The organism is Thermodesulfobacteriota bacterium (assembly GCA_030583865.1).
Lineage (GTDB): Bacteria > Desulfobacterota > GWC2-55-46 > GWC2-55-46 > GWC2-55-46 > UBA5799.
Genome location: CP129479.1, coordinates 2081441 through 2104573 on the forward strand (window position 1 = coordinate 2081441; position 23133 = coordinate 2104573).

General features: G+C 59.1%; 19 protein-coding genes. 10 read left to right on the plus strand and 9 right to left on the minus strand.

Translation table 11 applies throughout. The features are described from left to right. Positions 1–28: 28 nt before the first annotated feature. The 8 genes from QY316_09940 to tmk form a co-directional block, all read right to left on the minus strand. Positions 29–883: a YihY/virulence factor BrkB family protein gene (locus QY316_09940; protein WKZ32223.1), complete on the minus strand. Its 855-nt coding sequence runs from the start codon at positions 881–883 to the stop codon at positions 29–31. Positions 884–886: 3 nt separating this feature from the next. Continuing rightward, positions 887–2197, minus strand: coding sequence for a ribosome biogenesis GTPase Der (der, locus tag QY316_09945; GenBank protein WKZ32224.1), 1311 nt, complete (start codon positions 2195–2197; stop codon positions 887–889). Positions 2198–2315: 118 nt separating this feature from the next. Then, entirely contained in the window at positions 2316–3194 is an 879-nt protein-coding gene (gene era, locus QY316_09950) for a GTPase Era (protein ID WKZ32225.1), read from the minus strand. 780 nt (positions 3195–3974) lie between these two features. Further along, entirely contained in the window at positions 3975–5408 is a 1434-nt protein-coding gene (locus tag QY316_09955) for a YchF/TatD family DNA exonuclease (protein ID WKZ32226.1), read from the minus strand. 94 nt (positions 5409–5502) lie between these two features. Next, a complete protein-coding gene (gene metG / locus QY316_09960; GenBank protein ID WKZ32227.1) occupies positions 5503–7035 on the minus strand; it encodes a methionine--tRNA ligase in 1533 nt (510 codons plus the stop codon). Then, entirely contained in the window at positions 7028–8005 is a 978-nt protein-coding gene (locus QY316_09965) for a stage 0 sporulation family protein (GenBank protein WKZ32228.1), read from the minus strand. Before QY316_09965 ends, metG begins: the two co-directional genes overlap by 8 nt. Positions 8006–8072: 67 nt before the next feature. After that, a complete protein-coding gene (gene holB, locus QY316_09970; GenBank protein ID WKZ32229.1) occupies positions 8073–9089 on the minus strand; it encodes a DNA polymerase III subunit delta' in 1017 nt (338 codons plus the stop codon). Between the two features lie 5 nt (positions 9090–9094). After that, positions 9095–9727: a dTMP kinase gene (gene tmk, locus QY316_09975; GenBank protein ID WKZ32230.1), complete on the minus strand. Its 633-nt coding sequence runs from the start codon at positions 9725–9727 to the stop codon at positions 9095–9097. A gap of 124 nt (positions 9728–9851) precedes the next feature. On the opposite strand from tmk, the gene QY316_09980 reads away from it, so the two are divergent. The 6 genes from QY316_09980 to QY316_10005 all read left to right on the plus strand — a co-directional run bounded on the left by QY316_09980 (position 9852) and on the right by QY316_10005 (position 17627). Beyond that, the gene (locus QY316_09980) at positions 9852–10274 is read left to right on the plus strand and encodes a BlaI/MecI/CopY family transcriptional regulator (protein ID WKZ32231.1); all 423 of its coding nucleotides are present in this window, start codon (positions 9852–9854) and stop codon (positions 10272–10274) included. Beyond that, on the plus strand, positions 10274–11161 hold the full coding sequence (locus QY316_09985; protein WKZ32232.1) for a M56 family metallopeptidase: 888 nt from the start codon (positions 10274–10276) through the stop codon (positions 11159–11161). The genes QY316_09980 and QY316_09985 overlap by 1 nt, the downstream gene beginning before the upstream one ends. Before the next feature lie 45 nt (positions 11162–11206). Continuing rightward, positions 11207–12478 (plus strand): TolC family protein, encoded by a 1272-nt coding sequence (locus QY316_09990; GenBank protein WKZ32233.1) that lies wholly within the window; start codon positions 11207–11209, stop codon positions 12476–12478. A gap of 28 nt (positions 12479–12506) precedes the next feature. Then, positions 12507–13946, plus strand: a complete 1440-nt coding sequence (locus tag QY316_09995; GenBank protein ID WKZ32234.1) for an efflux RND transporter periplasmic adaptor subunit — start codon at positions 12507–12509, stop codon at positions 13944–13946. Positions 13947–13948: 2 nt separating this feature from the next. Then, positions 13949–17089 carry an efflux RND transporter permease subunit gene (locus tag QY316_10000; GenBank protein ID WKZ32235.1) on the plus strand — a complete coding sequence of 1047 codons (3141 nt, stop codon included), beginning with the start codon at positions 13949–13951 and terminating at the stop codon, positions 17087–17089. A gap of 211 nt (positions 17090–17300) precedes the next feature. Then, positions 17301–17627, plus strand: a complete 327-nt coding sequence (locus QY316_10005; GenBank protein ID WKZ32236.1) for a hypothetical protein — start codon at positions 17301–17303, stop codon at positions 17625–17627. Positions 17628–18209: 582 nt separating this feature from the next. Here QY316_10005 and QY316_10010 read toward each other — a convergent pair. After that, positions 18210–18608, minus strand: coding sequence for a hypothetical protein (locus tag QY316_10010; GenBank protein ID WKZ32237.1), 399 nt, complete (start codon positions 18606–18608; stop codon positions 18210–18212). Between the two features lie 466 nt (positions 18609–19074). On the opposite strand from QY316_10010, the gene QY316_10015 reads away from it, so the two are divergent. The 4 genes from QY316_10015 (at position 19075) to atpG (ending at position 23129) form a co-directional block, all read left to right on the plus strand. Beyond that, positions 19075–20034, plus strand: a complete 960-nt coding sequence (locus QY316_10015) for an ATP synthase F0 subunit B (protein WKZ32238.1) — start codon at positions 19075–19077, stop codon at positions 20032–20034. Continuing rightward, positions 20034–20579 carry an ATP synthase F1 subunit delta gene (gene atpH / locus QY316_10020; protein WKZ32239.1) on the plus strand — a complete coding sequence of 182 codons (546 nt, stop codon included), beginning with the start codon at positions 20034–20036 and terminating at the stop codon, positions 20577–20579. The genes QY316_10015 and atpH overlap by 1 nt, the downstream gene beginning before the upstream one ends. A gap of 3 nt (positions 20580–20582) precedes the next feature. Continuing rightward, positions 20583–22097, plus strand: a complete 1515-nt coding sequence (gene atpA, locus QY316_10025) for a F0F1 ATP synthase subunit alpha (GenBank protein WKZ32240.1) — start codon at positions 20583–20585, stop codon at positions 22095–22097. Positions 22098–22262: 165 nt separating this feature from the next. Beyond that, the gene (gene atpG, locus QY316_10030) at positions 22263–23129 is read left to right on the plus strand and encodes an ATP synthase F1 subunit gamma (GenBank protein ID WKZ32241.1); all 867 of its coding nucleotides are present in this window, start codon (positions 22263–22265) and stop codon (positions 23127–23129) included. Positions 23130–23133 lie beyond the last annotated feature (4 nt).

The window sequence follows — 23133 nt, forward strand, 5'->3', positions numbered from 1 at the left end:
CCCGTAACCCCCGTAAAGACCACGGTTTTCAATGTGTTCGGGGCCGCGGCGCCCGCCGCGGCCCCGAGGCGAGGTACGCGGCCCTGGCAACCGACGCCGAGAGAAGGAACAGGCTCGCGGAGTAGTATATCCACATGAGCAGTATCATGAGCGCGCCTATGGAGCCGTAGAACTTATTATAACTCTGAAAATTCGCCACGTAGAGGGCGAAGAGCTGCTTTGCCGCCTCCCACAGGATGGCGAAGACCATGCTGCCCAGGAAGGCGTGCCTGAAATCCAGGTTTGCCCCCGCAAGCACCCTGAAGACCACGGCTATTATGCCAGCCACCAGGAAAAACGGCAGTATGAGCCCGAATAGCAGGAGCGAAAGAAGGTTAAAAACGTACTGGAGCCCCTGTATTCCGGTATTGAGGTCCTGGATCGTGTACGACAGGGCGGTCACGGCTACGGATGAGAGTGCGGCCAGGATGGCGAGGAGTATCATCAAGAGGCCTATGAGCCTTGTGCGGAGTATCCCGAAGCTCTTTTCCGTGCCGAATATCGAGGTAAGCGCCCGGACCATCGCGCTCATCACGAACTCCGCCGCGAAGACCAGCGAGAGGAGGCCTATCCAGCCGAAGGTCCTCCAGTTCTCCGAAAGCTCCTCGAGCTCCCTGATTATCGTGTCGCTCAGGTAGGGAAGGCTCTCGCTCACCATGCCCACGACCCTTTCCTGGAGCTCGGGCCTCGCGCCGAGGACGAAGCCGACCCCGGCGGTCACGAGGAACATGACCGGTATGAGCGAAAAGAAGGCGTAGAAGGAAATGGCCGCGGCGTTCGTCGAGCCGCTTGCGCGCATGAAAATCCTTATCCCCTCACGTGCGACGGATATGAATTCCCTCATCCCTCAATGTCTTTCCCTGAAAACGAGCCTCAAGGGTACCTCCTCGAGCCCGAGTGTTTCCCGGAGCCCCGATGCCAGGTACCGCTTGTAGGAGTCTTCGACGCCCTCCGGGTGGTTGGTGAAGATTATGAAGGCAGGCGGCGCGGTGCCGACCTGGGTGGCGTAGTAGAACTTCACTTCCTTGCCCCTGAAGGCGTGGGGGCCGTACCTTGAGACCACCGATTCAAGGGCGCTGTTAAGGGCCGAGGTGGCCACCTGCCTCCTTGATTTCTCGACCAGCGAGTCCACTGTCTCCAATATCCTCGGCACCCTCTGGCCGGTGAGGGCAGAGACGAATAGCACGGGCGCGTAGGAGATGAACGGGAGCTTCTTCCTTATGGTATCCGCCGCGTAGTCGGCGGTACGCGTGTCCTTCTCCACGAGGTCCCACTTATTGACGAGGACGACGCAGCATTTTTTCCTGTCCTCGATGAGGCCCGCTATCTTCTCGTCCTGCGAGGTTATGCCGTCCTTGCCGTCTACCACGAGGATGGCGGCGTCGCACCGCTCTATCGACCTTATGGCCTCCATGACCGAGTAGGTCTCGACAGTCATGCTGACCTTGCTCTTCCTCCTTATCCCCGCGGTATCGACGAAGAGGTATTTCCTGCCGTCTATATCGACCGGCATGTCAACGGGGTCCCTGGTCGTACCGGCGACGGCGCTCACTATGGCCCTGGGCCTGCCGGTTATGCGGTTGAGGAGCGAGGACTTTCCGACGTTGGGCCTTCCCACTATCGCAACCCTCACCCTCTCCTCGTCCTCGGGGGCCTGGGGCTTCTGAGGGAGCTTTTCCAGCACCGCGTCCAGGAGCTCGTTTATTCCCGCGCCGTGCTCCGCCGATATCGCCAGCACCTCGCCTATGCCGAGAGAGTAGAACTCCATGGCGAGGGCCTCATACCTGGGCGTGTCTATCTTGTTTACCGCGTACACGACGGGCTTCCCTGATTTCCTGAGCATCCCCACGAGCTCGATATCGTCCGGGGCCGGGCCATTTCTACCGTCCATTACGAATACGATGAGGTCCGCGTCCTCGATCGCAAGGCGGGCCTGCTCCCGCACCTGGGCAAGGACGATGTCTTCGGTTTCGGATTCGAAGCCGCCGGTGTCCACGAGCGTGAACTGGCGGCCTCCTTCCTCCATGTCGGCGAAATTCAGGTCTCTCGTCACCCCCGGCATATCGTGCACGATGGCCCGTTTCCTCCCGAGGAGCTTGTTAAAAAGGGTCGACTTCCCCACGTTGGGCCTGCCGACGATAGCTACGACCGGTTTCATAAATGCTTACGCCTGGACTCCTTTAATCTACTCTCACTTACAATCCCTCCGCCTTAGGGGAGGTCCATAACCGCCACCCTCTCCCCTTGCGGGAGAGGGCAGGGGTGAGTGGTATCAATCAGTATCCGAATTCCTTCAACGCGCCCGGCTTTTTTGTCCACTCCTTCTGGACGCGTACGAACAGCTCCAAAAAGACCCTGGAGCCGAGGAGCTTTTCTATCTCCTCGCGCGCGGAAGTGCCAATCTTCTTGAGCATGGACCCGCCCTTGCCGATGATTATGCCCTTCTGGGACTCCCTCTCGACGTTTATGGTGGCGGTTATGGATATGAGCCCCTTCTTTTCGACGAACTTGTCCACGACCACTGCGACCGAGTATGGTATCTCCTCGCGGACGAAGAGGAAGACCTTCTCCCTCACTATCTCCGCGGCTATGAACCTCTCGGGCACGTCGGTAAGGATGTCGTCCGGGAAGTATTTCGGCCCCTCTGGCATGAGGGCCGAGAGCGTCCCTACAAGGAGCTCCACACCCTCTCCTTTTAGCGCCGAAAGGGGAATCACTTCCCTGAAGGCGTACATCTTCGAGTATTCGTCGATAAGGGGGAGTATCTGCCGCTTGTCTATCCTGTCTACCTTGTTTACCCCGAGAAGGACAGGGCACTTGAGGCCCTTCAGCGAGTTGATTATTTGCCTGTCCTCGTCCGTAACGGGCCTGTCCGCCTCCACGAGGAGGACCACCGCGTCCACGTCCTTTAGTGAAGCGACAGCCTCCCTTACCATACGTTCGTTAAGGAGGCCCTTGCCCTTGTGTATGCCGGGCGTGTCTATGAAGACCATCTGGCAGTCTTCGAGGTTCTTGATGCCCCTTACGACGTTCCGGGTCGTCTGCGGCTTGGGCGAGACGATGGATATCTTCTCGCCGAGGACGCTATTCAAGAGCGTGGACTTCCCAGCATTGGGCCTGCCTATTATGGAAACAAAACCTGACCTGAATGACATAAGCTTCTACTCCAATGGATGAGGATACCATCAAGGGATGGGAGTGTCAAAAGAAGGATTAGGGTTGATTCCGCAAAGCGAATAGTTTCTGATGACAAACGGAGCAGACCTTTTCCGGATTGCCGTGAGATTTGTGCAAAAGGCCTTTTCCGCGCTTCCCGCGGTTTTGTGCAAAAGACCTTTTCCGCGCTTCCGCGCGGTTTTCGAGGGTAAGACTCGCTTGCTTGCCACCTCCCCACCCCGTGAACGGGCCCCTGAAGTCGCGGAGTTTACCCTGAGCGAAGCGAAGGGCCTCGTTCTACATCCCCAGCCCGTTCACGCTCTGCATCCCTTATGCTACGCTCGCCTTACCCTCTGGGGTTTGTTTCAAGACCAAAAGAATCTCACATCACCTTTGTTTTTGCATTTCAAACCACCCAGGGGCATAAGGCGTGCGAGCATAAGGCAGGGGGAAGAAGCGAGCGGAGCCTTATGCCCAAAAAAAGCGCGGCAGCGCGTTAATGGCTTTTTGCACAAGGCCTGAGAATGTCTTTAACCGTATTGCGCGAATCCCATTAAGAGAGAGCACAAAGCTTTGTCGGGTTACGCTGCGCTAACCCGACCTACAATCTTACTGCGCGAATTCCGTCAGGCAACCTCTGAAAATTGGAGATTTTTCCCGAAATCAAGGAAGGCCGGGAATAAAAAGCGGAGCATATGTGACAATATGTGAGCAATTTTATTCCCGGCCTGACACAGAGTCCGGAGAAAAGATCAATTTTCCAGAGGTTGCCTAAGCGCTCACCCTACCGTATTATACTCCCTCACCCTGAACTTCACTCCTATCTCGTCTTCGGCAACTTTACGGCAGGCCTCGATATCAAGGCCGGGCACGGCCACGACGCTTGCCACCACCTTCGATATGTGCTTCTTGGCTTCCCTCAAGAAAAAGAGTATGGCGGGAAAGGCGTCGTCCTTGAACGGGGTCTTGACGAGCTTCTGGTATGTCTTCGAGTCCGGGGCATTGAGGCTCACGGAAACGCAGTCAACGAACTTCAGTTCCGGAAGAACGTTCCTCCCGTGGACGAGGTTCGCAAGGCCGTCGGTGTCTATCCGGATCCTGCAGCCCCTACGCTTAAGGTACATCCCGACTTCTTTGACGATATCGAGCCTTATTAGCGGCTCCCCGAATCCGCAGAAGACTATCTCGTCGTACTTCTCCTCCGGGTCAGGGCCTATGGCGGAGACTATCTCGGCGAATGTCGGCTCCTCGCGTAGCCTCAGGTAATGCCCCTTGACCGTATATGACTTGAACTTGGCGCAGAAGGTGCAATGGTTCGAGCACCTGTTTGTTATGTTGAGGTACAGGGACTTCCTTATGGGATAAGCTATCCGGGCCTTGTCAATTGCGCCCCTGAGGCCGAAGAGGTCTTCCGCGTTGAGGCTCGTTATCCTGGCCACATCGTCGAAGCTCAAGCCCTTTACGGCCGCTATCTCCCTTGCCGTCTCCAGGACGAACGAGGGCTCGTTCCTCCGGCCCCTGTAGGGCTCGGGCGCGAGATACGGGCAGTCGGTCTCGATGAGCATCTTCTCTATGGGCACGGTCTTTACGACCTCGCGGAGCGCTTCGGCTTTGGCGAATGTGACGACCCCGGTGAAGGAAAGATGGAAGCCCATGTCCAGTGCTGCCTTTGCCATCTCCTTCGAGCCTGAGAAGCAATGGAAGACCCCGCCGATCTCTCCCGCCCCCTCGGAGCGGAGGATGTCGAGGGTGTCGGCCTCAGCGTCCCTCGTGTGTATGATGAGAGGGAGGTTCAGCTCCCTCGCAAGCCTTATCTGCTTAAGGAACGCGTCCTTCTGCGCCTTCTTGGGCGAGTGGTCGTAATAATAGTCGAGCCCGGTCTCGCCTATCGCCACGAGCTTTTTTATCGCGGGGCCCTCTCCGAGAGCGAACTTCCGTATCTCGTCCCAGGGGGCCTTGCCCGCGGCGTCCCTTGAGTCGTGCGGGTGAACCCCGAGCGCGAGATAGATGAAATCGTGCTTCGAGGCAAGCTCCACCGGCCTTACGAAGCCGTCCTTCTTGCTCCAGCACCCTACGGTGATTATGGTCTTTAGCCCCGCCTCTTTTGCCCTGGTTATGACCTCATCGAGGTCGTCCGCGAACCTCGGGTCGTCGAGGTGGGCGTGGCTGTCGATCAGATATGGTTTTTCCATCAACGAATCAATATATCCCATATGAATATCCCCCTTTTCTAAAGGGGGATAAAGGGGGATTATAAAATCGATTTGATAATCTCCCCGTTCCCCTCTTTAAAAAAGAGGGGCCTCGCTACTGCACCCTCGGGAAGAGCGGGGGCGTTTTTTTGACCTTGAGGCCTGAAAGCGTATTTCCCCAGGCCACTGCCTCATCGAACCCTGCCTTTCCTATGTCGCCTTCAAGCCCGAGGCTCTCCCATATCTTTTGGGCAGAGTCCGGGATAACGGGCCATGCGTATATCGCGATTATCCGGAGCCCTTCCGCGAGGGTCGCCAGCACAGCCGAAAGCGTCGCCTCGTCCTTCTCCTTCCACGGAGCGGCCTTGTCGACGTACATGTTGAGCTCCCTTACGATTGCCCATGCCTTTCCGATGGCCTCGTGGAAAGAGAGCCCGTTCATTTTTTCTTCGTACTGGTGCGGGAGCTCTTTAAAAAGGAACCTGACCCTCCCTTCAAGCTCCTCCCTCTCGACCGAATCCGCCCGGGGGACGACGCCTGCCCTGTACTTCTCTATCATGGTGACCGACCTGCTCAAGAGATTCCCGAGGTCGTTCGCGAGGTCGCTATTGAGCCTCCCTACAAGTGCCTTCTCGGAAAAGTCGCCGTCGACCCCGAACGGCACCTCGCGCAAAAGGAAATAGCGGAACGCGTCAACCCCGAACTTCTCGGCAGTCGCCCAGGGGTCCACGACATTCCCCTTTGACTTGCTCATCTTCTGCCCCTCGATGGTCCACCACCCGTGGGCAAAGACCTCTTTCGGAGGCTCAAGGCCCGCTGCCATGAGGAAGGCGGGCCAGTATACCGCATGGAAGCGGAGTATGTCTTTCCCGATAAGATGCACGTCAGCGGGCCAGTACCTTTTGTTCCGGCCCATGTCGTCCGGGTAGCCCGTCGCGGTCAGGTAATTGGTGAGCGCGTCGAACCAGACGTACATGACGTGCGCCGGGTCGCCCGGCACCGGTATGCCCCATTTGAAGGTGGTCCTGCTTACGCTCAGGTCGCGGAGCCCTTCTCTTAAAAAGGAGACGACCTCGTTTCTCCTGTTCTCGGGCCTTATGAAGCCCGGGTTCCCTTCAATATGTTTAAGTAGCGGCTCGCCGTATTTGGAGAGCCTGAAAAAATAGCTCGGCTCCTTGAGCTTCTCAACCGGGCGGCCGCAGTCCGGGCATTTGCCGTCCTTGAGCTGCTTGTCGGTCCAGAAACTCTCGCACGGGGTGCAGTACCAGTCCTCGTACTCGCCGAGATAGATTTCGCCCTTTGCCTGCACCGTCTCCCAGAGCCTGGAGACCGCCTTAAGGTGCCTCTCCTCGGTAGTCCTTATGAAGTCGTCGTTCGTGATATTGAGCCTGGCCCAGAGGTCCTTGAACCTCTGCCCCACGCCCGAGGCGAAATCCGAAGGCGCTAGCCCGGCAGCCGCAGCGGCCTTCTCGACCTTCTGGCCGTGCTCGTCGGTGCCTGTCAGGAAAAGGACGTCGAGGCCCTTGAGCCTCTTGAAACGGGCTATGCAGTCCGCGGCTACGGTCGTGTAGGCGTGCCCTATGTGCGGCACGTCGTTCACGTAATAAATCGGCGTGGTGACGTAAAAGGTCTTTTCAGCCTCAGGCATTTCCGTCAGCCCCCTGCCCGGGTTTTCCGTCAGCCCCCTGCCCGGGTTTCCCGTCATTCCTGGGCCTGTGCTTTTTCTTGTCATGCCTTCCGCAGCCGCCGCACCCGCTTTTCTGTCCCTGCTGTCCCTGCTGTCCCTGCTGTCCCTGCTGTCCCTGCTGTCCCTGCTGTCCCTGCTGTCCCTGCTGTCCTTGTGCGGCCTTGCCCGGCTTTTTTCCACGGTCCCGGTCGGGCCTCTGGCGCTTCTCGTCGCCCTTGCCCCTGTCGTTTGTGTCCTTGGCGCCGTCCCTTACGCCATCCCTTTCCTTTTCCCTGTCCCTCTTCCTCTCGCTCTGGTAGAAGTCGTGCTCGTAGGAGAGGCAGCACATGAGCCTGCCGCATATGCCGGAGATCTTGACGGGGTTCAAGGCCAGGTTCTGCTCCTTGGCCATCTTTATGGTCACGGGCTCGAAGTCCGCGAGGAACCCCGAGCAGCATAGCTCCCTGCCGCACGGGCCGAGGCCGCCTATCATCTTGGCCTCGTCCCTCACGCCTATCTGCCGCATCTCTATCCTGGTGTGGAAGGTAGCGGCAAGGTCCTTTACCAGCTCGCGGAAATCGACCCTGGTGTCGGACGTGAAATAGAATATGGCCTTGCTCGAATCGAAGAGGTACTCTACCCTTATGAGCTTCATGGGAAGGTTGTACTTGAGTATCCTCTCCTTGCAAATGGCCAAGGCCTCGTTCTCCCTCTCGGTATTGAAGCCGAGCCTTTCTATGTCCACGGCGTCGGCCTTCCTGACAATCTTCTTAAGCGGCCTCGCGAGCGTTGCCGGGTCCACCTCCCTGGGGCTGTAGACGAGCGTCCCCATGCCGAGGCCCCTTTCGACCTCCACTATCACTGCGTCCCCCGGACGGAGCTCCAGGACCCCGGCCTCGAAATCGTAGACCTTGCAAGCCTTCTTGAACCTGACTCCAGCTACCCTTACCATGCCTTTATCCTTTGCCTGTGCGTCCGCCCGTCAATCCCGCGGCTTAGCCATCCTGTTCCGGTTTGAGCTACATCAGGAGCGCGCCAGAGAGCTTCAAGACCAGCGCCTCCATCGTGAGCTGCCTGTTCCCGTACCTCGGGGGCGCGATGTTCCTCAGTGCCTCCTCGACCGCCCAGAAAGAGGAAGAGAGGCGGTTAAAGTCCTCCACGCGGTCGTCCTTCATGCGCCTTTGCATGTCGGTATTGGCTATGAGGTGCGGCGCGCCCTCGAACGCCACTATCCTGTCCCTGTACCACGATTTAAGGAAGTCGAGCGTCTCGTCGAGGTCGTCCCTCTTTGAAAGCTCCTCGGCGAACTTAAGCGCCTCGTCCGCGTCGTTCGGGCCGAACGACAGGAGCCTCTCGACGACGTCTCTCCTCTTCTGGAGCCAACCCTCTTCGATATAATTTACGGCCATCGATACGGAGCCCCCGGAAAGGCGCGCCACGGCCCCTGCCTCGGCCGGGGCGACTCCCTTTTTTTCTATGAGGAAGGCCCTTACAGCGTCCTCGGAGAGCGGCCTGAAGTTTACCCTCCTGCACCTTGAGACGACCGTAGGGAGGAGGTCCGCGGGCCTGGAGGATACGAGTATGATCACAGACCCGCCGGGCGGCTCTTCGAGGGTCTTCAAAAACGCGTTCGCGGCGGCGGGCATGAACCTGTCGGCCCCGTTCACGATTACGACCTTCGAGCCGCGCTCGGCCCTGTACCTGAGGACCGACTGCACCTCCCTTATCTGGTCTATCCTTACGAGGCCGAGCGGGTCCCTTTCGCCCCCCTTGTCGACCGGCTTATCGAGCGGCCATATCTCTATTACGTTGGGGTGCGACCCGCCCTCGATCGCGGCGCAGTCGCGGCATAGCCCGCACGAGTTGCCGCCGGGAGATTCGCAGTTGAGCGCCGCGGCAAAGGCCCTTGCCACGAGCTTCTTTCCAATGCCGTCAGGACCCGCGAACAGGAACGCGTGCGGGACCCTTCCCGAATTTATGAGCCCCTTGAGTATCGCTATCTCGCGCTCGTGCCCGGTTATCTCCTGAAAGCCCATTTCAGCTAGCCCATCGCCCTGTCAATGATATCACATATCTCCTTGTGGACCGTAGAGATTTCAGCGGAGCCGTCCACGACCCTCATCCTCGGCTCCCGTTTTGCCGCCCTGAGAAACCCGTCCCTTACGCGCCTGTGGAAATCGAGGTCCTCCCTTTCGAAACGGTCCTCCCTTGCTCCTTTTGCGGAGGCTATGCGCGAAAAGGCCCTCTTCAAGCCCTCTTCCACTTCGCAATCTATGAGGAAGGTCAGATCCGGGACCAGGCCGCCGGAGCCGAGGCTATTGAGCTTTTTTACAGCCGCCCTGTCAAGGCCTCTTCCATAGCCCTGGTAGGCGAGGGTCGAGTCGTAGAAACGGTCGGATATGACCACCTTGCCGGCCTCAAGGGCCGGCCTTATGACGCGCGTTACGAGCTGCGCCCTGCAGGCCTGGTAAAGGAACAGCTCGGCCCAGGGGGCTATGGGTTCCTCCCCGCGCTCAAGAAGGACGGCCCTTACCTTCTCTCCAAGGAGAGTGCCGCCAGGCTCCCTGACCGTAATGACCTCCCTGCCCTTCCGTTCGAGATAGCCCTTAAGGAGCTCCCGCTGGGTGGATTTGCCGCAGCCCTCTATGCCCTCGAATGTTATAAAGAAACCCAAAAAGCCTCCGAATGGAAAAGAAACGGGTTTGTTGGATTTTTAATGGTACAGCAATAGAACCCTCCTTGGCAAGGAATTCCTCTTGACTTTCTACGCCTTGTCGAATATATTGAAAGCGGAGAAGATGATGACCAAAAAGGCCAGATTCGACGGATACGGCAAGCTCCTGGGGCCCCTTGAGCAGGAGATAATGGAGTTCCTCTGGAATAGCGGGGAGGCTAGCGGCAGGGAACTCCATTCAGGGCTCGCCTCAAGGCAGGTCGCACTCACGACCGTCCTGACGGTACTTGAAAGGCTCGTGAACAAGGGGCTCGTCAGTAAATCCAAGGGCGAGAGCGTATTCCTGTTCAGGCCGGCGTACACCAAAGACGAGTTCGCCAGGGCCGTGTCCCAGGACGTCTTCCGGGGCATAATGGAGATATCATCTTCCGGCATATGCGCCTCGTTCGTGGACGCCCTGGCCGACGCCGACCCGGATGAGCTCGAACGCCTGTCAACGCTCATTGAGACGAAAAAAAGAGAGCTGCAGTCAAAGGAGGAAGGCTGATGGCCGCCCCTCTCCTTTTCATATCCGTATTCGCGTTTTCAGCCGCATGGCTCATTTACGCGCTGCCGACCCTACTCTTCTTTACCGGGAGCGTGCTTGAGGCATGCCAATCTCTCCTTGTCATGTGCATAGAGTTCCTTTCCATCGGCAAGCTTGCGTTCTTCTGGTCCGGGGCAATCCTCGCCGCCACCGGCTTCGCGTATGCCGCTTTCCGGGCGGCCTCGTCCCTCGCAAGCACGAGAAAGGCTGTAATAAAACTCCCGGTGCATTACTGCGAGGGCGGGCTCGCCGTCATAAAAGACGATAGCGTCAGGGCCGCGTTTACCTGCGGCCTTTTGAGGCCCAGGGTCTATATATCCACCGGGCTCTTCAAAAGCCTTTCAAGTGAAGAGGCGAAGGCCGTCCTCCTGCATGAGATAAACCATAAAAGGAGAAAGGACCCGTTGAGGTTTTTCGTCTTCGGCTTCCTCAAGGACGCATTCTTCTATATCCCGGCTGCGCGCCAGCTCGCATCATACTCAAGGCTAAAAAGGGAAGAGGAGGCGGACGACTCGGCGGCAAGGTCTTCCTGCGGGCCGGTCACGCTCGCGTCCGCCATACTCAAGGTCGCAAGGAACAACATCTGCCTGCCTGTCCCTTCGATAACCGGCAGCCAGGCGGACGTATCCGGCAGGATACGGAGGCTTGTCGAAGGGAAAAAGACCGCGTTCTCAGTCACGCCCGGGAAAGCGGCTGCGAGCGTGGCAATCGCCTTTCTCCTGGCGGCATCCCTCGCCATGCCGATATATGCGGGCCCGCTTTCGCATGATTGCACGATGGATCGGTGCGAGACCCATGCCGAGCTGATAGACGACTGCAAGACCCACTGCTCTCACAAGGGACACTGATTTTTTTGGATTTTGATTCTACATTTTGTAGAAGGAGGAGCGGGGATGATAGGAAGCACCCGAGTGCTGGCATATGTTGCATCGGCATTCATTGCCGTTTTCTCGCTCGCCTCTCCGGGCGCGGCGCATTCGGAAGACGAGCTTCAGCTCCGCCCCCTTCTCGATGAGGCCCTGGCCAACAACCCGGAGATACGGGCCATGCAGGAGAGGGCCAGCGCCCTCATGGCCCGCTCCAGGGCCGAGGGCGCCCTTGACGACCCGGTCTTCCGGATCGAGAGAGAAGAGATACCGACCGGAAGCCCCTTCGAGCTCGGAAGCCCGCCGGCAATAACCAGATATTCGATAAGCCAGATGTTCCCCTTCCCCGGCAAAAGGCCGCTCAGGGAGAATATCGCGCTAAGGGAGGCCGGGGCCGCGAAGGCGGAATTGAGGGCCAGGGAGCTCGAGGTCATCGAATCGGTAAAGAACGCATACTACGATTACGCGCTTCTGGATGAATCCATCAGGATTACGCGGGAGATAAAAAGACTGCTTGAGGACATGACAAGGATAGCTGAGTCGAAGTACGCGACAGGTCAGGCCTCCCAGCAGGACGTCATAAGGGTGAACGTCGAGACAGCGGCCATAAACGAGGAAATAATCTCGCTCGAGGCCCGGAAGGGGATAGCGGCTTCAAGGCTCAAGGCCCTCTTGGACAGGCCGCAGGATTCGGCATTGCCGGAAAGGGCGGCGCTCCCGCTTAACAGGGCGGCGCTCGACCTTGAAGGGCTTACCAGGGCCGCCCTCTCGCAAAACCCTGAGGTAAAGGCGCTCGAATCCGAGGCCGAGGCCAACGAGCTCTCGGCCAGGCTGGCGAAAAAGAACTACTACCCCGACTTCATGGTGGGGTTCGAGCCCATGGAGCGGGACGGCAGGTTCGACAGCTACGGGGTGATGTTCCAGATGAACATCCCCATCTGGCGGGGCAAGTACGACAGCCTCTCGGAAGAGGCGCGCGCGGGGGCGCGCTCGGCAAAGGCGCGGCTCCGGGCAGCGGAGAACCGCAAGGGCTTTGAGGTAAGGAGCGCGGTCCTCTTGATCGAGGCCGCCGAAAGGACCATAGACCTCTATGAGACGAGCCTTCTGCCCCTCGTCGAGCTTTCGTACGAATCAGCGGTCAGGAACTACCAGGCCGGGAAGGCCGGTCTCCTTGCCCTCCTCGACACGGAACGGGAGCTTAAGAGGGTCAGGGTAGAGCGCGTAGCGGCAGTAGCGGAGTACATGAAGAGGATCGCCGAACTCGAGAAGGTCATAGGGTCCGGCCTGGACTTCAACTGAGAGGGTAAAGAAATATCAGGAGATACGGATGAAGAAGCCTTATCTGGCCGCTATCGTTTTTCTTGCGCTCGGACTGGCAGCCGGCGGGCTGCTTGCATGGAACCTTAAGCCTGGCGAGGCACCGGTCCGGACCGAGACAGAAAGAAAAGTCCTCTATTACCGCAACCCCATGAACCCGGAGATAACCTCCCCGGTTCCCATGAAGGACTCGATGGGCATGGACTACATACCGGTGTACGAGGGCGACGCACCGGAGGTGCCTGGCACAGTGAGGATAAGCCCGGAGCGGCTTCAGATGATAGGGGTAAGGTCGGAGGAGGCCGCCCGCCGGAGGCTTGAGAGGGTCATAAGGACCGTAGGCAGGGTCGAGCCGGTGGAGAACAGGGTCTTCGTCATAAACGCGAAGGTGCCAGGATGGGTCGAGAAGCTTTACGTGGACCGGACGGACCAGATGGTCGAGACGGGGCAGAAGCTCCTTGAGCTCTTCAGCCCCGACCTCGTCTCGGCGCAGGAGGAATACCTCCTTGCGTGGAAGGGCGCGGAAGAGGTCAATGGAAGCCCGTACCCCGAGGTCCGTAAAGGGGCCCGGGCCCTCCTCGAGGCCGCAGGGCAGCGCCTCAGGTACTGGGACATCTCGGAGGAGCAGATTGAGCTCCTGAGGAAATCCGGGAAGGTCATGAGGACCATGACCATAAGCGCCCCGTCGAGCGGGAGCGTTACCGAGAAGATGGTCGTAGAGGGGCAGCGTATAGACGCGGGAGAGCCCCTTTTCAAGATAATAGACCACTCGGCGGTATGGGTCTACGGCGAGATATACGAATACGAGATGCCGTATGTGAAGAAGGGGCAGAAGGCGGCCCTCACCCCTGCCTATTCGCCCGGAGAGGCCTACGCCGGGAAGATAGAACACATATACAGCCACCTGGGCTCCATAAGATACGTGCCGGAGGCCGGCACGGAAGTGAGGACAATGAAGGTCAGGTTCGAGCTCCCTAACCCTGGCCACAGGCTTAAGCTCGGCATGTACCTGAACGTGGAGCTTTCTGTAAATATCGCGGAATCCGCCGTAGCCGTGCCGGATTCCGCCGTGATCGATTCCGGCGAGAGGCAGATAATCATAATCGACAGGCGGGACGGGACCTTTGAGCCCAGGGAAGTAACGACCGGCGGCAAGGCTGACGGCTGGTTCCAGGTGCTGAAAGGCGTAAGGGAAGGCGAATGGGTCGTAACCCAGGCAAACTTCCTCATCGACTCGGAAAGCAAGCTCAAGGCAGCCGTCGCCGGTCTGGGAGCGCACAGGCACGGCAATGGAGCGACCGGGAAGGAAGCCCCGGCCCCTCCTCCGGAAAAGGCTCAAGAAGACCATTCAGGACATATCACGCCCCAGGGTGGCCCCGGGAGCCTGCCGCACGGGACCGGCCTTGACCGCTCAGGCCGCGAACTGGCCGATCCGCACGAGGGGCACTGAAGATGCTCGGCAGGATAATAGAGATTTCCGTAAGGAACAGGCTCCTGGTCCTCCTCGCGACCGCGTTCCTCATCGGCTGGGGCGTGTACGCGGTCTCGAAGACCCCGGTTGACGCCATACCCGACCTTTCCGACGTGCAGGTAATCATATATACGGAACACCCGGGCCAGGCCCCGCAGGTCGTGGAGGACCAGGTCACGTACCCGCTCGCCACCGCGATGATGTCGGTACCAAAGGCAAAGACCGTCCGGGGCTATTCCTTCTTCGGCGTCTCGTTCGTGTACGTCATCTTCGAGGACGGCACGGACATATACTGGGCCAGGAGCCGCGTCCTCGAATACCTGAACTTCGCCTCGGGCAAGCTCCCGAAGGGCGTTACGCCTTCCCTCGGCCCCGACGCCACGGGCGTCGGATGGGTCTACGAGTATACAATCGAGGGCAAGGGGTACAGCCTCGCGGAGCTCCGCTCCATACAGGACTGGTACATAAGATACCAGCTCACCTCTGTGCCGGGAGTTGCCGAGGTGGCCTCCATCGGCGGGTTCGTAAAGCAATACCAGGTCAACGTCGACCCCAACAGGCTCCTTACATACGGCGTCTCCATCGGCGAAGTCGCGAAAGCCATAGAGATGAGCAACCGCGACGTGGGCGGCAGGGTCATCGAGATGGCCGAGCGCGAGTACATGGTGAGGGGCCTCGGCTATATCGAGGGCGTAGCGGACATAGAGGACATCGTACTGAAGACGGACAGGACCGGCACGCCGGTAAGGATACGGGACATTGCGAGGGTCGAGCTCGGGCCCGACGAGAGGCGGGGCCTTGCGGAGCTTAACGGCAAGGGCGAGGCCGTGGGCGGCATAGTCGTCATGCGCTTCGGCGAGAACGCCCTTGATGTCATACAAGGGGTAAAGGACAAGCTCAGGGAGCTTGAGGCGGGCCTCCCGCCGGGGGTCGAGATAAGGACGGCCTACGACAGGAGCGGCCTCATTCACCGGGCAATAGACACGCTGAAGGAAAAGATAGTCGAGGAGCTAGTCCTCGTCTCGCTCGTCTGCGTCGTCTTCCTCCTCCATTTCAGGTCGTCGCTCGTCGCGATAATAACGCTACCCATAGCGGTCCTCGCCTCCTTCATCGTCATGAGGCTCATGGGGATAAACGCCAACATCATGAGCCTCGGCGGCATCGCCATAGCCATAGGCGCGATGATAGACGGCGCGATAGTAATGATCGAGAACGCCCACAAGCACATCGAGAGGGGGGAAGGCAAGGGCAAAGACCACTGGGGCATGATAACCGAGGCCGCAAAGGAGGTGGGGCCCGCCCTCTTCTTCTCGCTCCTCATAATCACCGTCTCTTTCATGCCGGTCTTCACGCTGGAGGCCGAGGAAGGCAGGCTCTTCAAGCCCCTTGCCTTCACCAAGACCTTCGCGATGGCCGCGGCCGCGTTCCTTACCATAACGCTCGTCCCGGTCCTCATGGGCATATTCATAAAGGGGCGGATAAGGCCCGAGGAAAAAAACCCCATCACGAAATTCCTCGTCTGGCTCTACAGGCCCGCGGTCCTGAAAACACTGAAATACAGGAAGACGGCAATCTTTATCGCGCTCCTTGCCCTTGCCTCGGCCATCTATCCCATGAAGAGGATAGGGAGCGAGTTCATGCCTCCGCTGAACGAAGGTACCCTCTTCTACATGCCCGTTACGCTTCCGGGCGTATCCGTGACAAAGGCGCAGGAGATGCTCCAGACGCAGAACAGGATAATAAAGGGCTTTCCGGAGGTCGAGAGCGTCTTCGGCAAGTCAGGGCGCGCCATGACCGCAACCGACCCGGCCCCGTTCGAGATGTTCGAGACGATAATCAACCTCAAGCCCGAAAGGGAATGGCGTCCCGGCATGACGATGGAAAGGCTCATCGAGGAGCTTGACGAGGCCCTCCGGATGCCGGGCGTGACAAACGCCTGGACAATGCCCATAAAGGCCAGGCTCGACATGCTCTCCACGGGCATAAGGACTCCGGTGGGTGTGAAGGTCTTCGGGAATGACCTTTCCGAGCTCGAAAGGCTCTCCCTCGAGATAGAGGCTGCGCTCAAAGAGGTGCCCGGCACGGCGAGCGCCTTCGCCGAAAGGGCGCTAGGTGGATACTACCTCGACATCCGCATAAAGCGCGGCGAGGCGGCGAGGTACGGGCTCAGGGTGGAGGACATACAGGAGGTCATAACCTCGGCCGTGGGGGGGGAGAACGTGACCACCACGGTCGAGGGGCTTGAACGGTATCCCGTGAACGTGAGGTACAAGCGGGAGTTGAGGGACGACATCGTAAAGATAGGACGCGTGCTCGTCCCCGCGGAAGGAGGGCAGCACGTGCCGCTATCGCAGGTGGCGCTCATAGAGGTCAGGAAGGGCCCGGCCGCGGTAAGGACCGAGAACGCGCTTCTCACCAACTGGATATTCGTGGACGTGAGGGGAAGGGACATCGGCGGCTTCGTGCAGGACGCGAAGGCGGCCATATCGGAGAACATAGAATTCCCTCCGGGCTATTACGCCGTGTGGACCGGCCAATACGAGTACATGGAGAGGGCCTACGGAAAGCTCAAGGTCATAGTGCCGCTTACGCTCGGCATAATTTTCCTCCTCCTTTATCTCAATTTCAAGTCCGTAACCGAGTGCCTGATAATACTCCTTGCCGTCCCTTTCTCGCTCATCGGGGCCGCATGGACGCTCTACCTCCTCGACTACAACCTGAGCATAGGGGTGGCGGTGGGGCTTCTGGCGCTGGCGGGCCTCGACGCCGAGACCGGCATCATCATGCTCATGTACCTGAAGCACGCCTACGAGAAACGGGCCTCCGAAGGGAGGATGAATACGCGCGAGGACCTCTACGAGGCGATTCGGGAGGGCGCGGTCATGAGGGTCAGGCCCAAGGTGATGACCGCGTCGGCCACGATAGCCGGACTCCTGCCCATAATGTGGAGCGCCGGCACCGGCGCCGACGTGATGAAAAGGATAGCCGCGCCCATGGTCGGCGGCATGGTGACGGCCGTCCTCCTCGAATTGCTCGTGCTCCCGGCCATCTACGCCCTCTGGAAAGGGAGGAGGCTTGGCGGTGAAGTGATCCCGCCCGGGACCGGGAAGCCGCCCTCCTAACAACTTGCTGAAAAACTCCATTTTTATTCAGGCTGCTCAAAAAGCTCCAGCTGCGAGACGTCGAGGAGCGAGGAATGAGGCGTACTTTTCGTGTACGCCTTCGTAGCCAGCGACGAAGACAACGAAGCAGATGGACTTTTTCAGCAGCCTGCTAACGCGCCATGAAAGTTCTGCTATAGTCGAGACAGGAAATCCATGCGGAGGGATGAGCATGAAAAAGACCTGGTTTCCGCTTCTTGCCTCGCTTCTGCTCCTTTCAGCGCATTCCGCCTCGGCTGGACCGGGCGGGCGCGCGATACCCGTGCAATTGCCTCCACAGGAATTCCGGCAGCCTGCCGATCCCTTCCTGGCAATGGAAAGGGAGCAGCTCATGCAGGAGACACTGATGGCCCTCCGTGAGCTCATAGACCTGATGGAGCAGGTCGGGGAGATGCCGCCCGATGCGAGGGACAGGCTTGCGATGCTCTCCGAGAGGATGGACTTCCTCATAACTCGACAGCAGGACCTTGCCATGCGGCAGAGGATGGGGATGCGGTAAGCGCGCGACAGGCTCGGCCTCTTCTGAAGGTATGTTCTTTTTAGCAGCTTGCTGAAAAACTCCGTTTTATCCAGGCTGCTCAAAAAGCTCCAGATGCGAGGCCCCCTTTGGAGTAGGGGAGCGAGGAATGAGGCGTACTTTTCGTGTACGCCTTCGTAGCCAGCGACGTAGCCTTCGAAGCAGATGGACTTTTTCTGCAGCCTGAGGTCTTCTGAAGGTATGCTCTTTTTCGTGCATACTTTAATGATAGTGCATCCGACTTATCCGAAAAGGAGGAAAACCTGTCATGAAAAAGACGACCGCACCTCTAGCCGCCGTCTTTTCCGTCTTTCTAACCGCAGGCGTCGCGTCCGCCCAGGCCGGGGCAGCCCCGGCGCCCGGAGCGCCTTCCGGTGCGCCGTCCCTGGGGCCGCCTCAGGCAACGACGCCCTTGCCGCCTCCGACAACCGCGACGCCGCCTCCGGTTACCGCGACCCCTCCGCCTGCTACGACGATACCTCCTCCCACGACAACCGTCCCTCCCCCGACTGCACAGCTTCCGCAGACGACAACTCCGCTGCCTCCGGCCACTACCGAGATCCCTCAGCCGACGACACCGCTTCCGCCAGCGACAACCGAACTTCCCCAGACCACGACACCGCTTCCGCCTGCCACTACCGAGCTTCCCCCGGCTACAACGCCGCTTCCGCCTCCGGTTGCAGGCGGGATATCTCCGTTTGAAACTCCGCCCCAGCCGTCCCTGGGGCCGCCCAGGGCGCTTAGCGAAACTCCCCCCGTGCTTCCTGATGTGCCGTCCCCGGCAGTCGACGTCCCTCCTGAGACGGCCCTCCTTTTTCCCCCGTTCCCTTCGCCTGGCGAGCTCGAGCCGGGGGTAACCCCGGGGATAACCATTGTCCAGCCGCCGCCGGTCGCCCAGGCCGTCCCGGGCATTACGGAAGAGCCCGGCTCCCTTTCGCCCGGCAGCGACTCCCTGGGCCGCACAGAAGGCCGGGTCCTCCGTGATTTCGAAAGCGAGACCCCGGTCACGATACTGGGGGAGCAGGGACGACCATAATTAAGGAGCCAGGCGGCGAAAAGGATTGAATGGCTCCGCATCCCTGTGTTACAATCCCCTCCGAAGTGCAGGGCCGCGTAGCGGCCCTGCACTTTTCATGAGGACCCTCAGCCAGCCGTTCCGACCTCCTGCATGTCCCCTTACCATGGCCGGGTTCTTGATAACCGCGCACGCGTTAAGCGTACCGGCGCACCGGTGTTTTTATAACGCGCGGACGGCTCAAGCCCGCAAATTAAATCGCTTGACAACGAACTTTTGTATATGATAGCAATACCCTGTTTTAGTTTTGAAAAATCGGCTTTCACACACCCCGGACAATCTGAGGCCCCCATGCGGCCCGCGGTTCAGGGCGCTTACGGAAGAAGTGTAAAAAAAACCAAAGGCTCTCTATAGATGATATCACTCGACCAGACCCTCCTTTTCCAGATAATCGGCTTTTTCGTGCTGCTTATCATCCTCAACAGGCTCCTTTACAGGCCCGTCCAGCGTATATTGAAGGAACGGGACGAGCGCATAGCCGGGAGCCTCAAGAAGGCCGCCGGGACCGAGAAAGAAGTCGCCGACGGGCTCCTCGGATATGAGAAGAGGCTCAAGGAAGCGGCCATTAAGGGGCACGAGGAGAGGGGCAGGCTCAGGCAGGAAGGCATCGACAGGGAAAAGGCAATAATCGAGGCCGCCCGGGCCGAGGCCGCTTCCGAGCTCGCCAAGATAAGAAAGGAACTCGATTCGAGCAGGCAGGGCGCGCTTGCCGGATTGAAGACCGAGGCAAGGGGCCTTGCCAGGGAGATAGCCGGTAAAGTCCTCGACAGGAGCGTTGCCGGGCTTATCGCGATATTCCTCCTTGTGCCGTCCTTTGCCTTCGCAGCCGCCGGAGGCGACCACGGAAACGGCATGATATGGAAGGTCGCCAACTTCATCGTGCTCGCAATCGGCGTCTACCTGGTATGGACGAAGGTCGTAAACAAGCTCCTGGACAAGAGGAGCGCCGAGATAAAGACCGCCATCGAAGAGGCCCAGGCAGCCAAGGAAGAGGCCGAGAGGAAGGCCGCGGAGTACAGGGCCAAGCTGGGCCTCCTTGACGCGAGGATAGCCGAGATACATAACGAGCTACGGGCGGAGGGCGAATCCGAGAGGGAAAGGATAATAGCCGAGGCGGGGAAATCAGCCGAGAGGCTCAAGGAGCAGGCAAAGGCCGCCGCCGAGCAGGAAATAAAGAAGGCGAAGATCGAGATACGCGAAGAGGCCGCAAGGGCCGCGGTCGAGCTGGCCGAGGAGATACTCAAGAAGGAGTTCACCCCTGCGGACCAGGACAGGCTCGTTAAAGGATACCTAAACAACCTGAGGATCAACTGATGAAGAGTTCCGCGTCCAAGAGGTTCGCGAAGGCCCTCATAGAGGTCGGAAGGGAAAACAACACCTGGGACCAGTACGGGAAGGAGCTCCGCTCGGTGCTCGCGGTATTCAGCGGCAACCCCGGGCTCGAAAAGGCGCTCCTTAACCCCATGTACAAGCTGGAGGACCGCCTGTCCCTGATGGACAACGTGGCCGCCTCCGCCGGGCTCTCGTCCCATGTCGCCAAATTCCTCGGGATACTCGTCCGCACCAGGAACTTGAGGTTCCTGGACGAGATAACAGCCGCGTACTCGGCCTACGAGGACGGGCTCGCGGGCAGGATCAGGGCCTCGGTGGACTCCCCGACCGAGCTTCCCCTGGCCCTCGTCGATGAGATAAGGAAAAAACTCTCATCCCTTACCGGCAAGGACGTGGTACTTACATGCAATCATAACCCTCTCCTCCTGGGCGGGCTTGTCCTCAAGATCGGGAACACCATCCTGGACGGGAGCTTGAAGACCCAGCTCGAACTCATGAAGGAAAAAATACTCGAAGGGGTGGTTTAGAAGATGATCAAGGTAGAGGAAATAAGCCAGCTCATAAAGACCCAGATAAAGGGATTTGAGAAGGAAATCGACATACAGGAAGTCGGCACCGTCATATCTGTCGGCGACGGGATAGCGAGGATATACGGCCTCGAGAAGGCAATGGCCGGGGAACTCCTCGAATTCCAGGGCGGCCTCCAGGGCATGGTCCTGAACCTCGAGGAGGACAACGTCGGAGCGGCGCTCCTCGGAAGCGACCAGACGGTAAAGGAAGGCTCGACGGTCAAGAGGACCGGAAGGATAGTCGAGGTCCCGGTCGGCAAGGGCCTCATGGGCAGGGTCGTAAACGCCCTCGGGCAGCCCATAGACAACAAGGGCCCCTTGGAGGCGGCAGAGAGGCGGAGGGTCGAGATAAAGGCCCCCGGCATAGTCGCGAGGAAATCCGTCAAGGAGCCGCTCCAGACCGGAATCAAGGCCATAGACGCCATGATACCCATCGGCAGGGGCCAGAGGGAGCTCATAATCGGCGACCGCCAGACCGGAAAGACCGCGGTCGCGATCGACACCATCATAAACCAGAAAGGGCAGAACGTCTTCTGCATATACGTCGCCATCGGCCAGAAGCAGTCGACGGTCGCCCAGATATCCGAGAAATTGAAGCAGTTCGGCGCGATGGACTACACCGTTATCGTCGCCGCCACTGCAAGCTCCCCGGCTCCCCTGCAGTTCCTGGCCCCGTACGCAGGCTGCGCCATAGGCGAGTACTTCAGGGACAACGGGATGCACGCCCTCATAATCTACGACGACCTCTCGAAGCACGCGGTCGCCTACAGGCAGCTTTCGCTCCTGCTCCGCAGGCCCCCGGGCCGAGAGGCATACCCCGGAGACGTCTTCTACCTCCACTCAAGGCTCCTCGAGAGGGCCGCGAAGCTCTCTGACACCCTCGGAGGCGGGTCGCTTACGGCGCTCCCGATAATCGAGACGCAGGCTGGCGACGTCTCGGCCTACATCCCGACGAACGTCATATCCATTACCGACGGGCAGATATTCCTCGAGACCGACCTCTTCTACTCCGGCATAAGGCCCGCCATCAACGTCGGGCTTTCGGTCTCCCGCGTCGGCGGAAGCGCCCAGATAAAGGCCATGAAGTCGGTCGCCGGCACATTGAGGCTCGAGCTAGCGCAGTACAGGGAGCTCGCGGCGTTCGCCCAGTTCGGAAGCGACCTCGACCCGGCGACACAGAAGCAGCTCAACAGGGGCTCCAAGCTCGTCGAGATACTTAAGCAGGGGCAGTACAAGCCCCTTCCCGTCGAAAAGCAGGTGCTCGTCATATACGCCGCCACAAACGGCTATGTTGACGCCTACCCCAACTCGGCCCTCAAGAGGTACGAGGAAGAGCTCATAGCCTTCATGGAGTCCAGGCACCCCGAGATAATAGAGGAGATACGCACCAAGAAGGCCATAGACAACGACCTTAAGCCCAGGCTCAATAAGGCGCTTGACGACTTGAAGGGCCTGTTCGTTGCCGAGGGCAAATAGCACAAGGCAATACCTGAAAATTAGAGATTTTTCCCGCAATCAAGGAAGGGCCGGGAATAAAAAGCGGAGCATATATGTAATATGTGAGCATTTTTATTCACGGCCTGACGCAGAGTCCGGGGAAAAGATCAATTTTCAAGAAAACTACCGGGGACGACCACATAGATGCCCAGCCTCAAGGACATAAAAAGACGGATAAAGTCGGTCAAGAACACGCGGCAGATAACCAAGGCCATGAAGATGGTCTCCGCCGCGAAGCTCAAGAAGGCCCAGGACGAGATAGTCGCGGCCCGGCCCTATGCCGAGAAGATGCTCGAGCTCATAGGCTCGCTCGCATCCAAGGCCTCGCCCGACAGCCATCCCCTTCTTGAAAAAAGGGACGTAAAGAACGTCACCCTTGCGCTCTTCACCTCGGACAGGGGACTTTGCGGAAGCTTCAACTCGCAGCTCCTCCGGACCGCGGAAAGGTTCCTCCGCGAGCGCGGCTCGTCCGGCGCAAGCCTTTATCTCGTCGGCAAGCGCGGCGGCGAGTACTTCAAGAGGCGCAGCATCAAGGTCCTCAACGCACGCCCTGTCGGGAGCGGCAGGCCGGCTTACGGCACCGCCGTGGAGATAGCCAACGACCTCGTGGGCTCGTATTTGAAGGGCGAGACCGACGAGGTCCACATGATATTCAGCGAATTCAAATCCGCCCTCACCCAGAAGCCGCTTACGATAAAGCTTCTGCCCGTCTCGGCCCCCGAGGACGAGGAAAATAAGGAAGGCGAGGGCAAGGGCGAGTATATCTACGAGCCCGGCGAAGAGGCGGTGCTTGCGAGCCTCCTTCCGAAGTATGTTGAGGTGCAGGCCTTCAGGGCCCTTCTGGAAACCTCGGCCAGCGAGCACGGGGCGAGGATGACGGCAATGGACTCGGCCTCGAAGAACGCGGGCCAGATGATAAGCGGCCTTACGCTCGTGTATAACAGGCTCCGCCAGGCCGCCATCACCAAGGAGCTCATGGAGATAATCGGAGGCGCGGAGGCGCTTAAGTAACCCG